The following is a 13,845-nucleotide window of genomic DNA, read 5'->3' as shown; positions in this document are numbered from 1 at the left end:
TCCGGCGTTACGTCGGCGCTGCACGTAACCGTTATGTCAGGAGGTGGAGAATGTTTGACAGTATGACCTACCACATTGCCCTTACGCCCGTGCAGTTCTTGTTGCCCTCGGAAAATGTCGATATGTCGAACGTGGAATGTCTGATGGAGGATATTTGCCGCTGTGGTTGCTGGACGACGCCTGTGCCGATAGAGAAAGAGACGGGGATTATCATGGACGGCAATCATCGGCTGCGTGCGGCCACCGAATTGGGGTTAAAGCATATCCCCTGTGCGCTGCTCGATTATGACGATCCTCGCGTGGCTGTTTACCATTGGAAAACCGGCCAGCCTTTTTGCAAAAATCTGATTATGCAGACGGTTGTGACGGAAAAGAGCCTATTTCCCTATAAAACCACGCGTCACCTTTTCCAGCCTGCGCTGCCGTCAGTGCGTGTTGTACTGGATGAGCTGATGCGCTAATCACGGTTAGGTGTTAACCGCTACGCCGCCGCCCTGAATCCGGGCAGTAACGCCTTCTCGCCTTTCTTTTCTCCAGCTTTTGCCGCCACAGTGCCTTTTTATTGGCTACGGCGTTACTATAATCTTCGTAAACGACAATCTTCGCTAACCACAACCTGCGTAAATCGCCGATGATTTTATGACTGACAGCACAGGAAATGATTGATTACACGAATTTTAATATGCTTTGTAACAATTTTGCCTAGAATGTATACCAGAAACGACTGTCAGTAATTCGTGTGTTTCTGAACAATAGCAGCGTCGGCGCTATTACGCCTTTGGAGAAAGAGAATGCAAGAAAACTATAAAATTCTGGTTGTAGATGACGACATGCGGTTGCGTGCGCTGTTAGAACGTTATTTGACCGAACAGGGTTTTCAGGTACGTAGCGTAGCCAATGCTGAACAGATGGACCGTTTACTGACTCGAGAATCCTTCCACCTCATGGTGCTGGATCTGATGCTGCCGGGCGAAGATGGGTTGTCCATCTGCCGTCGTTTACGCAGCCAGAGCAACCCGATGCCGATCATTATGGTGACGGCGAAGGGGGAAGAAGTGGATCGTATCGTCGGGCTAGAAATCGGCGCGGACGATTATATTCCTAAACCTTTTAATCCGCGTGAACTGCTGGCTCGCATCCGTGCGGTGCTGCGCCGTCAGGCAAATGAACTGCCGGGCGCGCCGTCGCAGGAAGAAGCGATTATCGCGTTTGGCAAATTCAAGCTGAATCTGGGCACGCGCGAAATGTTCCGTGATGACGAACCGATGCCGTTAACCAGCGGTGAATTTGCCGTGCTTAAAGCGCTGGTAAGCCACCCGCGTGAGCCGCTGTCTCGCGATAAGCTGATGAATCTGGCTCGTGGCCGTGAATACAGTGCGATGGAGCGTTCCATCGACGTACAAATTTCTCGTCTGCGCCGCATGGTGGAAGAAGATCCGGCGCACCCGCGTTATATCCAGACCGTGTGGGGTCTTGGCTACGTATTCGTCCCGGACGGCAGTAAGGCATGATGCAATGGCGTTTTTCTCCGCGCAGCTCATTTGCACGGACGTTGCTACTGATTGTCACGTTGTTGTTTGTCAGTTTGGTCACCACCTATCTGGTGGTGCTCAACTTTGCCATTTTGCCGAGTTTGCAGCAGTTCAATAAAGTGCTGGCATACGAAGTAAGAATGCTGATGACGGACAGTCTGCAACTGGAAGATGGCTCCACGCTTGAGGTGCCGCCTGCGTTCCGACGTGAGATTTATCGCGAATTGGGTATATCGCTGTACACCAATGCGGCGGCGGAGGAAAGCGGCCTGCGTTGGGCTCAGCACTATAAGTTTCTGAGCGATCAGATGGCGCAACAGTTGGGCGGTCCGACAGATGTACGGGTCGAGGTCAGCAAAAATACGCCAGTGGTGTGGCTGAAAACCTGGCTGTCACCCGATATCTGGGTGCGTGTTCCTCTCACTGAAATTCATCAGGGCGATTTCTCGCCGCTTTTCCGCTACACGCTGGCGATTATGCTGCTGGTGATTGGTGGCGCATGGCTCTTTATTCGGGTGCAAAACCGGCCTCTGGTTGAGCTGGAACATGCGGCTTTGCAGGTCGGTAAAGGCATTATTCCACCGCCGCTACGTGAGTACGGCGCTTCTGAAGTGCGTTCCGTGACGCGCGCTTTTAACCAGATGGCCTCCGGCGTGAAACTGCTGGCCGACGATCGCACGCTGCTGATGGCGGGCGTCAGTCATGACCTGCGTACGCCGCTGACGCGCATTCGTCTGGCGACCGAAATGATGGGCAAGGAAGATGACTATCTGGCGGAGTCGATCAATAAGGACATTGAGGAGTGTAACGCGATTATTGAGCAGTTCCTCGACTACCTGCGCACTGGTCAGGAAATGCAGACGGAAGTGGCCGACCTGAACGCGATTATGGGCGAGGTGGTAGCATCGGAGAGCGGCTATGAACGCCAGATTGACAGTGAGTTTGTTACCGGTGAACTGTTGGTACGCATTAGCTCGCTTTCGATAAAACGTGCGGCGCTGAATCTAGTGGTGAATGCGGCGCGTTACGGTAACGGTTGGATCAAAGTCAGTACCGGACGTGAACTACAGCGCGTGTGGTTTCAGGTAGAAGATGATGGGGAAGGCATCGCGGCCGATCAATTACAGCACTTGTTCCAACCATTTGTTCGCGGTGACAGCGCACGAACCACCAGTGGAACAGGGTTGGGCTTGGCGATCGTGCAACGTATTATCGATGCGCACAATGGCGTGCTGGATGTCGGCACGAGCGAACGCGGCGGACTCTGCGTCCGCGCGTATCTGCCGTTGTTATCGGAAGCCTCTGTAGTGGATAACGGTGCCGCAAAAGAGTCATAAGCCTAATGCCGATCGTTTAAGAACCGAGATACACGGAGCTACCACGGGGCGAGGTATCCCTGCGGGAACCTCATCCCCGTGTTTCTCCTAAAATGAGGCTTAGGCTACCAGCGTTAGTCATAAGCCTCTTTTTAAGTTCTACAATAGCAAAAGGCGCGGATTCCGCGCCTTTTCTCTGTGTGTTTCTTGCTAACGCTTACCGCTTCGGCCCTGCTTTCACCAGCGCGGCACCTGCTGGCGCATCGGTGTATTTATCGAAGTTGGTGATAAAGCGCTGTGCCAGATCGTCCGCTTTTTCCTGCCATTGTTCGACGCTCGCGTAGGTATCACGCGGGTCGAGAATGTCAGGATTGACGCCGGGCAGCGAGGTCGGAATCGCCAAGTCGAACACTGGCAGCGTCTGCATTTCAGCATCATCAATACTGCCGTTCAGAATGGCGTCAATAATCCCACGCGTATCCTTGATGGAGATACGCTTGCCGCTGCCGTTCCAGCCCGTGTTCACCAGATAGGCCTGCGCCCCTGCCGCCTTCATCCGTTTCACCAGCACTTCCGCGTACTGCGTTGGGTGCAGCATCAGGAAGGCTGCGCCAAAGCAGGCAGAGAAGGTTGGTGTCGGTTCCGTCACGCCGCGCTCGGTTCCCGCCAGTTTAGCCGTAAAGCCGGACAGGAAATGATACTGCGTTTGATCGGACGTCAGGCGAGAAACCGGTGGCAGCACGCCGAAGGCGTCCGCCGTCAGGAAGATCACTTTGGTCGCGTGGCCCGCTTTCGAGACCGGTTTAACGATATTCTGAATGTGGTAGATCGGGTAAGAGACGCGGGTGTTCTCGGTTTTGGAACCGTCGTTGAAGTCCACGGTGCCGTCTGCCAGCACCGTAACGTTTTCCAGCAGCGCATCGCGTTTGATGGCACCGTAGATATCCGGCTCCGCTTCTTTGGACAGCTTAATGGTTTTGGCGTAGCAGCCGCCTTCAAAGTTAAAGACGCCGTCGTCGTCCCAGCCGTGCTCGTCATCACCAATCAACTGGCGTTTCGGGTCGGTGGACAACGTGGTTTTTCCCGTACCGGACAGGCCGAAGAAGACTGCGACATCGCCTTTTTCACCGACGTTCGCCGAGCAGTGCATGGAAGCGATGCCTTTCAGCGGCAGTAGGTAGTTCATGATGGAGAACATCCCTTTCTTCATTTCGCCACCGTACCAGGTGCCGCCAATCAGCTGGATGCGCTCTGTCAGGTTGAACGCGACGAAGTTCTCAGAGTTCAGCCCCTGTTCCTGCCAGTTTGGGTTGGTGCATTTTGCGCCGTTCATCACGATGAAGTCTGGTTCAAAACCTGCTAATTCTTCATCGCTCGGACGGATAAACATGTTTTTGACGAAATGTGCCTGCCAGGCCACTTCGGTTACGAAACGCACACTGAGGCGACTGTCTGGATTGGCGCCGCAGAAAGCATCGATGATGAACAACCGCTTGCCGGACAGTTGCGTGGTGACCAGCTGTTTCAGATGAGTCCAGGTTTCCTGGCTCAACGGGTGGTTATCGTTCTTGCCTTTGCCTTGATCGGACCACCACACGGTGTCGCGGGTCACGTCATCGCGCACGATGTATTTGTCTTTCGGGGAACGGCCGGTAAAGATGCCAGTATCGACGGCTACCGCACCGAGTTGAGTTTCGATGCCGCGTTCATAGCCTTGTAGGGTTGGAGAGCGTTCTTCTTTAAAAAGGAGTTCATAGCTGGGATTGTAGACAATATCGCGGACATCATGGATTCCATAAGCAGCCAGAGCTTGCGGGGTAATACCGTTGATCTGCATGTTGCTACTCCTCAAGTTATAGTCGTACTACTAAACATTGTAGGGAGTGAGCTTATTTTAACCGCGATAGCAATCATAAAATTAAATAAATTCATTAATAACTTTGCTTATTTAGGGTGTTTGAAAAATAACCATAGCGGTTTGCAGGTGGGAAAATAAGCAAAATAAAACGGGTACTTTTGTACCCGTCAAAAAGATTAATGCAACAGATTTCCTGATGAATCCTGCCGGATCGCGCGGATATCCAGAGAATTAAACAGGTAGTGCGTACCGCAATAATCACAGTTCATATCGATTTCACCGTCCTGTTCGATCATCTCATTCACTTCCTGATCGGACAGCGTCATTAATGCATCTGCGCAACGATCGCGCGAGCAGTGACAGCGGAATTCGACATCCTGCGGTTCATACACGGTAACCTCTTCCTGATGGTAAAGGCGGTACAGCACCTCGTTGGCAGGCAGGGTAAACAGTTCTTCGGCTTTGACCGTTGTGGTGAGCTGTGCCAGATGATCAAAATCATTGCGATCGGCGTCCTGCGCAGGCAGTACCTGTAGCAACATGCCTGCGGCGGCCTGATTGCCCTCGTGCTGTCCGGTACGGATAAACAGCCGTGTTGGCAACTGTTCGGACTGCTGGAAATAGCTTTCCAGACATTCGGCAACGGTTTCACCTTCTAAACCAACAACGCCTTGATAACGCTCTCCGTCGGTTGGTGTAATCGTAATGACCAGATAGCCATTGCCGACCATCTCTTTCAGCGAGCTCCCCGGTGCGATATCCCCTTGCAGACGGGCAACGCCGCGCATCTGCTGTTGGTGGTTACCGTTAATCACCGCCAGTTTCAGCGGGCCATCGCCCTGAAGCTGAACGGTAATATCACCGCTGAATTTCAGTGTTGCCGTCAGCAGACTGGTGGCAACCAGCATTTCACCCAGCAGTGTTTGTACCGCGGACGGGTAGTCGTGGTTAGTCAAAATACGTTGATACGTTTCGTTAACGGTCACTAATTCGCCACGGACGGCATAATTTTCAAACAGATAGCGATGTAGTTGGTCGTGAGCCATGATGTTTTCTCGTCGTTGTACGGAGATGAGTAGTGCGCGATGAGTGGTACGGCAATCGCTGGGTCTTCTCTCTATTGTCAGCAGTTTGATGACCAAAAAATGAAGAGCGGAGCGTTATTCCTGATCGCTATATTTAAATTTAATCAGATCGCGTCGCTCTTTTTTATCAGGGCGGCGATCGGGATGTGGCATCGTCAGCGCATTCATTTTCCGCGCCTGCGCTACCTTTTCTCGTTTCTCAATGCTTGCTGCTGTTTCCTGATACAGCGACTGCGCCTCTGTCGCACTTCTGCGCTGGCCGCTGACGGCTGAAACGATCACGGTGCGTTCATCATTTCCCTGACGCAGTTTAATCTCGGCATTCAGCTCGACCTGCTTGCTCGGCTTACCGCGTTGACCGTTATAGTGCACTTTGCCGCCGTCGATCATCTCGCGGGCTATTGCCCGTGTTTTATAGAAACGGGCGGCCCAGAGCCATTTGTCCAGACGAACGGCGTCGTCGGCATGCTCGGTAGCTTTCACCATAAACCCTCCTGATTACCCTGCGTTAACGGAGTGACGCAGGGCTGGTAGCAGCGCAAGATAGTCGTTCATTGACGGATGTTGCAGGAATGCCTTCTCCTGCTGACCAGAATCTGGATTACGTACGCCCAGACAATAATGGATGCCGAAGGTTTTCGCGGCATCCAGAATCGGTTCGCTGTCATCCACGAACAGAGTTCTGGCAGGATTGAAACCGGTTTGCTGCTGTACGGCCTGCCACAAGCGCTGATTCTCTTTCGGATACCCATAAGTATGGGTGGAAAGCAATAAATCAAGGTGCCGATCCAGCCCAGTATGCTCGATTTTTACCGCCAGACTGTGCGGATGAGCGTTGGTCAGCAGAATTGTCTCTTTGCCGCACTCGCGCAGCGCCGCTAAAAACGGCGTGGTGTCGTCGCGCAATCGGGCTCGCGTGCCGATATCTGTCGTCATTTGGTAGATATCCAGATCGAGACGTTCTGACCAGTAATCGAAGCAATACCAATTCAGCGTGTGTTGAACGGCCCGGTACTCCTGTTCGATAAGCTGATGCGCCTGTTCAAGGCTGATCTGACGTTTTTCACTGAGCGATTGCGGCACCAGTTGAAGCCAGAAATAGCTGTCAAACGCCAGATCGAGCAGCGTGCCATCCATATCCAGTATCACGGTGTCGATGTTATGCCAGTTAACGTGGGGGTTCATAACGACTCCAGATGTCGCGTCGTACCATTGGGGTGATGAAACAGGAGACGCGCAATGCAATTGTGACAAGAGTGAGGGGAAACCTAGTCCATTAGGTTAGCATAATCACAAGGAGGGCACGATGCCGTTAGTGGGGAAGCCGAGGGTGATTATCCGAGGATGAACTCGCCATCATATTGAAGCGTGAGGCGTAATAGCGCTGGATATCGGTGACACGCTTCTGGCTTTTACGCATTTTAATGCCGGTCAGAATCGCATTAATGATGAACATCGTGGAAAAGAGCAGCAGCAGCAGGCAACTGCCGAGATAGCGCCAGACGGTAATGACGTCGGGTTCACTGTGCAGGCTGATGTGCTGTGTCCCGTTGGCATCAGTATTGAGCTGCGTGATGACGCCGGTGGCATTAAACGGCGTATGCAGCAGCATCGCCGAAAGCCGCTGGAGTTCCTGCCACTGATCCGATGGTCGATATTCATTGAGCGGCATCGGAGGGAGCGGGTGGTTAACGAACTGCCGGCCTTCATCGCTACGGATCAGGAATCCTCCGGGCGGTGGGCTGTTCAGCGACTCTGCTGCATTATTGATTTCCTGATAGAAGAATTGATCGGTGGAACTGTTGACCAATGATTCCAGTGTTTCTGCACTGACAGCGGGCAACACCACATTCATGCCTTTCAACTTGCCGGAATCGGCATCTTTTACCAACGTATTCCAGTTTTTAACGTCGCTTAAATTCACCAGTGCATTTTTCAAGCGGGAACAGTCATTTTCCTGTTTACATAAATCCTGCGTTCTTAGGACGACATCAGCGAAGTTCTTCATCAGAATCAGCCCTGATTTCTGGATCGTGGACGCTAATTGAGAATTGGCCTGACCGTCTTTATCCGCTTGCGGATGGAGCTGGCTGTTGACGGATTTAAGCAAGGCGGACGTTTTTTCAATGGTCTCGGACTCCGGCAGCGGTAGCGGCGCAGCTTTGTTCCAGTAAATAGCGGAACAGTCGAAAGGGCTGAAAGCATAGGGTGATGGTGCAGAGACGGGGTGAATGCCTGCGGGTACATAACACATACCGTTACCGCGAACCGCCAGCGTATCGCCAATGCGGAGCTGCGCTTTTTCCAGATCGCTGACTTGCGTTACCTCAATGCGCTGTGCGCCTTGAAGCCAGGCCAGACTGAGTTTTAACGGTAGTTCGAGCTGCACGTTGGTGACGAGCAACATCAGGCTGAGCAGTGAACCCGCAGCTAGCAGCAGATTCCTGCCCCAGCGCTGTAGCGGGAAATATTTCACTTCATCGTGCAGCGAAAGATGCTCGCCTTGACGGATGACTTGTCGGTTGAGATAGATATCTACGTCCGTTTTCCGCCCCAGATCCTGTGTGATATAAGGCTGCCAGTGAGGAGGGTAGATCAGATCGATGTTACCGAGTGAGATATTGCCGAGTGATCCCTGATTAGATTCGCCAAACAGACCCAGGCCTTGTGGCGTGCCGTGAAGGCAATGCACGTCCCGCAATTCCTGAGAGGACGGTGACCGAAAAAGCTGCCATAAGCTCCAGCTTGCCAGCAATGTCGCAATGCCAGTCAGCCAGGGGAGTAGGGCGATAGGGCTATTCAGGCTGATGAACAGGAGAAAAAAAGACAGACAGAGCACGGCCGTTTCTTTCAGCCCTCTGGAGTGGTGTATGACGTGTTCTTCACGTGTTTCTTTGCGGATGGTGACCAGCTCCGCATGTTCACTGCCCTCCTGGCGGATAGAGGCATTTGGCACGGGAACTTCAGCCGGTAACGGGGCTAATGGACGATCGTCGAGGCATTCTGTTAGCGAATGACCGTTTAGGGAGATGACCAGCGGGATCGAGCGTGTCTTAATCAGTTCAACGGTATTGTTTTCGGTAATGAACTGCTCCCAACTGGGTGGCAGATGAATCTCTTGGGTATCAATATAGTAGCGCCATTTATTCTGAGCATCGGTGCTCAGGCCGTAGCGTGTAATGGTATGGGTGATAGGGTACACCCGATTACTTTGCAGAGATCGTGGCAGTTTTGGCTGCGCATTGGGGGTATCAAGCGGTGTGGTTTGTTGACTGTTTTCCTGAGCCAGATAACGCTCAATAGCGATCCGTTCATCTTCAGTTAACCGACGGGGAAGCGATTGCGCAACAGGTAAGGGCGGAGCGGACAGAAAACGGCGTCGCATACGGTAGCCGACAAGACCTCCGATAACGATCAGACAGGCAAGCAATATCGCCAATAGGGTAAATATTGTGCTCATGTCATCTCCATTCCAAAACGCGATGCTCCTTGTTCCTGTCGGAGTTTAACAAAATTATACAATCGATGATAACCCGTATGGCATTGTTTTCTTAGATTAATGACGTAATTGTGAATAGAATTAATCGCATAAGGTGATGATAGTAACAAGCAAAAAATGCCTATTGAATGAGGATAATCCTATTTTTTTTAAGTTATTGACTTTTGGCGGCCGTTTCTCATACAGGATGTGTCCTGCATGTTGCTCACACGTAAATTCATCGTCACGATAGTTGCAGCGAAGGTGACTGTTAACGCACAATGTGAACAGAATCAAAAAAGAATATTTACGATCTCTTCTTATTCAACAGCATGTCGTGTTCAGGTTGCGATAAACGCAGTCCCTCATGTGCGTTGGGCGAAGGCGCCGTTCTGGTCGTAACTCTCTGGGGGCATCAATGAGTCATAACCTGAAAAAACCTAAAATCCTCAAGGTGGAAACGGTAGCGCGTTCGCGCTTGTTCAATGTGGAATCCGTCGATCTTGAATTTAGCAACGGGGTACGCCGGGTTTATGAACGGATGCGATCAAGCGGTCGGCAGGCGGTAATGGTTGTCCCGATCATTGATGATGAACTGTTGTTGATCCGCGAATACGCAGTCGGCATTGAGGAGTACGAGCTGGGCTTCCCTAAGGGGCTGATCGATCCCGGTGAAACGGTTTTTGAAGCGGCTAATCGCGAACTGATGGAGGAAGTCGGTTTCGGTGCGGAAAAGATGGAACTGCTAGCGACGTTAACCATGGCACCCTCCTATTTTTCCAGTCAGATGAATATCGTGGTAGCGCGCGGGTTGTACCCGCAGAGTTTGGAAGGCGATGAGCCGGAGCCTCTGCCGCAAGTCCGCTGGCCGATGGACAATATGATGTCGCTGCTGCAAGAGCCCGATTTCCGCGAAGCACGTAATGTTAGTGCGCTATTTCTGGCTCACGACTGGTTGCGCCGTACGCCCCGCTAATTTCCTGACTTATCATCGCCAAAAAAAGAAGGCACCGTTTCGGTGCCTTCTTTGTAAGTGTAACGCTATCGAACGTTGGCTAGAACAATTCTTCGCTTTGCCCGTTATCCATCAGTGTGGTGCCGACTTCATGCACTTCATATTCTTTCGGCTGTGTACCGTCAATGAAGTATTCGGAACGGCTGTTCCCACCCCCGTTAGACAGCTTACCGCTGCTGCGGTCAATGACCACGCTGACGATGCCAGGCGGCGGCGTCAGCGGTTGCTCAGGTACGCCATCCAGCGCGGCTTTCATGAAATCATCCCATGCAGGCTGCGCTGATTTCGCACCGCCTTCATAACCGGAAATCTGGTCTTTGATGACGCCTGATGCGCTGCTTGCCCCGAGATCGCGGCGGTGATCGTCGAAACCTATCCAGACTGAGGTCACCAGATTCGGGCCATAGCCGGAGAACCAGGCATCTTTGGAACTGTTCGTGGTACCGGTTTTTCCGCCGATATCACGACGTTTCAAATCACGACCTGCACGCCAGCCCGTTCCCATCCAACCTGGTTCACCAAAGACGTTACTGTTCAGCGCGTCTTTAATCAGGAAAGACAGCGGCGTGTTGATCACGTGCGGTGCATAAGGTTGCGCTGCGCTTTGCTGTGCGGCCTCTGGCGTAACAGGCTCCAGTTCTGGCTGCGGCAGGCCTAGCGGTGGTGCTTCGTTTGACGTGGCGACATCTTCAACGTTAGTGGTTGCTAATACCGGAGAACGTGGCGTTTCACCGTAAACCAGCGGTAGATTGCAGGTATCACAGACCACCTTAGGTGTCGCGGTAAACACCGTACCACCCGCTTCGCTCTCTATCTTACTAATCAGATAGGGATCGACCAGATAGCCACCGTTTGCCATGACGGCATAACCACGTACAACCTGTAGCGGCGTAAACGAGGCCGCACCCAGCGCCAGCGATTCGGTATGAACGATATTCTGTGCCGGGAAGCCGAAGCGTTGCAGGTAATCCGCGGCATAGTCGACGCCCATCGCACGCATGGCGCGTACCATGACCACGTTTTTGGATTGACCTAGTCCCTGACGCAAACGGATTGGGCCGTCATAAGTTGCTGGGGAGTTTTTCGGCCGCCAGTCAGATCCTGCGCCCGCATCCCAACGGGTGATCGGTACGTCGTTCAGAATCGTTGCCAGCGTTAAGCCTTTGTCCATCGCTGCGGTGTACAGGAATGGTTTGATGTTGGAACCAATCTGACGCAGTGCCTGTGTCGCACGGTTGAATTTACTTTGGTTAAAGTCAAAACCGCCAACCAGCGCTTCTATCGCGCCATTTTTCGGGTTGAGCGAGACGATAGCAGAGTTGACGTCCGGCACCTGTGCCAGCCACCAGTCATCGTTCACTTTACGCACCCAAATCTGTTGGCCTGCCTGCACTACATCCGTGACGCGTTTCGGCGTTGGCCCTTGTTGCGTATCGGAACGATAGGCGCGCGCCCAGCGCATGCCCGCCATCGGTAAGGCAATATTGTTGCCGTCAGACAGGATCGCAATCGCATTATCTGACGTCGTGCTGGTGACGATGGCCGGATAGAGCGGGCCGTAGACCGGCAACGCTTTCAATGCCGTAATCATCTTCGCCTGATCCCAAACGCCTTCACCCACTTTCCACAACACTTTACTTGGGCCGCGATAACCGTGGCGCATGTCATAGGCGAGAATGTTATTACGCAATGCATCCTGCGCGGCAGTTTGCAATTTCTTGGTAACCGTCGTGTAGACCTTATAACCGTCGTTATACGCATCTTCACCGTAGCGTTTGACCATCTCCTGCCGTGCCATTTCCGCGACATACGGTGCGGAGAACGAAATTTCAGGCGCGTGATAATTCGCGACCAGCTTTTCGCTGCGTGCCGCATCGTATTGCGACGGCGTGATGTAGTTTTCATCCTTCATGCGCGCCAGTACCACGTTGCGGCGGGCAACGGCGCGGTCATAGGAATAGAGCGGGTTGAACGTCGATGGGGCCTTCGGCAAGCCGGCGATCATCGCCATTTCGCTCAGCGTCAACTGGTCAACAGGGCGACCGAAGTAAACCTGTGCCGCCGCACCAACACCATAGGCGCGATAGCCGAGGTAAATCTTGTTCAGGTAGAGCTCAAGGATTTCATCCTTAGTCAGCAATTGCTCAATACGAATAGCCAGAAACACTTCCTTTATCTTACGAGTCAGGGTGCGTTCCGGGCTCAGGAAGAAGTTCCTGGCGAGCTGTTGCGTAATGGTACTCGCCCCTTGAGAGGCGTGACCAGAGGTGAGCGCGATAGATGCGGCGCGGATAATCCCGACGGGATCGACACCGTGGTGATCATAGAAGCGGCTGTCTTCGGTCGCGATAAAAGCATGTACCAGCTCAGGGGGAATCTGGTCCAGCTTGAGCGGGATACGCCGTTTCTCACCAAATTGAGCGATCAGTTCGCCATCGGCGCTGTAGACCTGCATTGGCGTTTGTAGCCGAACGTCTTTCAGCGTGGCGACATCGGGCAGTTGGGGTTCGATATAGCGGTACAAACCATATATCGAGGCAGCTCCCAGCAGAATGCAAGAGACTGCAAGGATGAATAGATACTTTACGAACTTCACCTGGGATTTTCCATTCAGTAGCGTTTGGACAGTTTATAAACAATCGGGCGCTAGTATAAAGATAACCCAGCACTGTGGATACGTTTATTGGATAAGGAAATCGGGTTAAACATGGCTTATCACATCTGGCGGGTTGGGTTAGATATACAGAACGGCTTCATGCGCGCTCTGGCGGTTCAGCGTCGCCGCTACGGTTGGCAGCTTCGTCACTGGTGGCAATATCCACTACCAGACGATACGTTGCGCTCGGGTAGTCTACACCATACTGAGGTGCTTTGTGAGACCTTACAAACATGGCGTCGTTTACTGCCTGAACCTATTTCATTGCGGGTGGGGTTTCCTGCTCAGTCGATTTTGCAGCAGCGTTTACCGCTGCCTGACCCGCGTTTACAGGAGCCAGAACGTAGCCTTTATATTGAAACTATGGCGGATCGCAAGCTGCCGATTAGCCGCGAATCGCTGGCGATAGACTATCGGGAAGATCCGCAGGAGCAGGGTTCACTGCTGGTGACGGCCGCACGCCGACAGGAAATCGACAAATGGCTGACATGTCTGAAGAACGCGGGGCTGCATCCTGATGTCCTTGATGTTTCAACGTGTGCGCTTCGAACGATGGCACAGTTGGCTGGACTTGAAGCTAACCGTCTGTTCCTGCATCGCCTGTTGGATGGTTGGCTGTGGGCATCCCCGTTGAACCACGCGTTTTACTCGGGCGTGATACACCTTGATGAGCTGAATGACGAAGCCGATATCGTATCGGTTGTAAGCACTCGCTATCAGCATGATGTCGATAGCGTAGCCTATTATTCCAGCGTCTCGTCCGATTTACCCAGACAGAGTACCAACGTATTACTGCCGTGGTCGCCGTTAACGGTGTTTAGCCACCTACAGCCACCGTTGCCGAGTTTCCCCTCGGCTTTTGCGGTCGCGAGTGGCTTGGCATTGCGTCCTGAGGATGTCTGACC

Annotated in this window: 11 protein-coding genes; 5 read left to right on the top strand and 6 right to left on the bottom strand. The window is 52.7% G+C overall.

Translation table 11 applies throughout. From position 1 onward, the window contains the following. The first annotated feature begins 50 nt into the window (after positions 1 to 50). The 3 genes from E2566_RS19635 (at position 51) to envZ (ending at position 2,869) form a co-directional block, all read left to right on the top strand. A complete protein-coding gene (locus E2566_RS19635) occupies positions 51 to 461 on the top strand; it encodes a ParB N-terminal domain-containing protein (protein WP_107168901.1) in 411 nt (136 codons plus the stop codon). Between the two features lie 330 nt (positions 462 to 791). Further along, complete coding sequence (gene ompR / locus E2566_RS19630) at positions 792 to 1,511, top strand: osmolarity response regulator transcription factor OmpR (protein WP_005969424.1); 720 nt, start codon at positions 792 to 794, stop codon at positions 1,509 to 1,511. Beyond that, complete coding sequence (gene envZ / locus E2566_RS19625; RefSeq protein WP_107168900.1) at positions 1,508 to 2,869, top strand: two-component system sensor histidine kinase EnvZ; 1,362 nt, start codon at positions 1,508 to 1,510, stop codon at positions 2,867 to 2,869. The genes ompR and envZ overlap by 4 nt, the downstream gene beginning before the upstream one ends. A 196-nt stretch (positions 2,870 to 3,065) precedes the next feature. Here envZ and pckA read toward each other — a convergent pair whose 3' ends face one another. The 5 genes from pckA to E2566_RS19600 all read right to left on the bottom strand — a co-directional run bounded on the left by pckA (position 3,066) and on the right by E2566_RS19600 (position 9,251). Then, positions 3,066 to 4,685: a phosphoenolpyruvate carboxykinase (ATP) gene (gene pckA, locus E2566_RS19620; RefSeq protein WP_107168899.1), complete on the bottom strand. Its 1,620-nt coding sequence runs from the start codon at positions 4,683 to 4,685 to the stop codon at positions 3,066 to 3,068. A 197-nt stretch (positions 4,686 to 4,882) separates the two neighbouring features. Further along, on the bottom strand, positions 4,883 to 5,752 hold the full coding sequence (hslO, locus tag E2566_RS19615) for an Hsp33 family molecular chaperone HslO (RefSeq protein WP_107168898.1): 870 nt from the start codon (positions 5,750 to 5,752) through the stop codon (positions 4,883 to 4,885). A 114-nt stretch (positions 5,753 to 5,866) separates the two neighbouring features. Then, on the bottom strand, positions 5,867 to 6,277 hold the full coding sequence (gene hslR, locus E2566_RS19610) for a ribosome-associated heat shock protein Hsp15 (protein WP_107168897.1): 411 nt from the start codon (positions 6,275 to 6,277) through the stop codon (positions 5,867 to 5,869). A gap of 12 nt (positions 6,278 to 6,289) precedes the next feature. Further along, on the bottom strand, positions 6,290 to 6,976 hold the full coding sequence (yrfG, locus tag E2566_RS19605) for a GMP/IMP nucleotidase (RefSeq protein ID WP_107168896.1): 687 nt from the start codon (positions 6,974 to 6,976) through the stop codon (positions 6,290 to 6,292). 127 nt (positions 6,977 to 7,103) lie between these two features. Continuing rightward, positions 7,104 to 9,251 carry an intracellular growth attenuator family protein gene (locus tag E2566_RS19600; RefSeq protein WP_107168895.1) on the bottom strand — a complete coding sequence of 716 codons (2,148 nt, stop codon included), beginning with the start codon at positions 9,249 to 9,251 and terminating at the stop codon, positions 7,104 to 7,106. Positions 9,252 to 9,687: 436 nt separating this feature from the next. Here E2566_RS19600 and nudE point away from each other — a divergent pair, with 436 nt between their 5' ends. Then, positions 9,688 to 10,245 (top strand): ADP compounds hydrolase NudE, encoded by a 558-nt coding sequence (gene nudE, locus E2566_RS19595; RefSeq protein WP_107168893.1) that lies wholly within the window; start codon positions 9,688 to 9,690, stop codon positions 10,243 to 10,245. 79 nt (positions 10,246 to 10,324) lie between these two features. Here the strand turns inward: nudE and mrcA are convergent, their stop codons facing one another. Further along, positions 10,325 to 12,880: a peptidoglycan glycosyltransferase/peptidoglycan DD-transpeptidase MrcA gene (mrcA, locus tag E2566_RS19590; RefSeq protein WP_107168892.1), complete on the bottom strand. Its 2,556-nt coding sequence runs from the start codon at positions 12,878 to 12,880 to the stop codon at positions 10,325 to 10,327. Positions 12,881 to 12,991: 111 nt separating this feature from the next. Between mrcA and pilM the strand changes: the two genes are divergently transcribed. Beyond that, on the top strand, positions 12,992 to 13,843 hold the full coding sequence (gene pilM, locus E2566_RS19585) for a type IV pilus biogenesis protein PilM (protein WP_107168891.1): 852 nt from the start codon (positions 12,992 to 12,994) through the stop codon (positions 13,841 to 13,843). Positions 13,844 to 13,845 lie beyond the last annotated feature (2 nt).

Source organism: Pectobacterium punjabense, assembly GCF_012427845.1.
Lineage (GTDB): Bacteria > Pseudomonadota > Gammaproteobacteria > Enterobacterales > Enterobacteriaceae > Pectobacterium > Pectobacterium punjabense.
The sequence above is the reverse complement of the archived record's forward strand: the minus strand, read 5'-3'. Positions and strand labels throughout refer to the sequence as shown.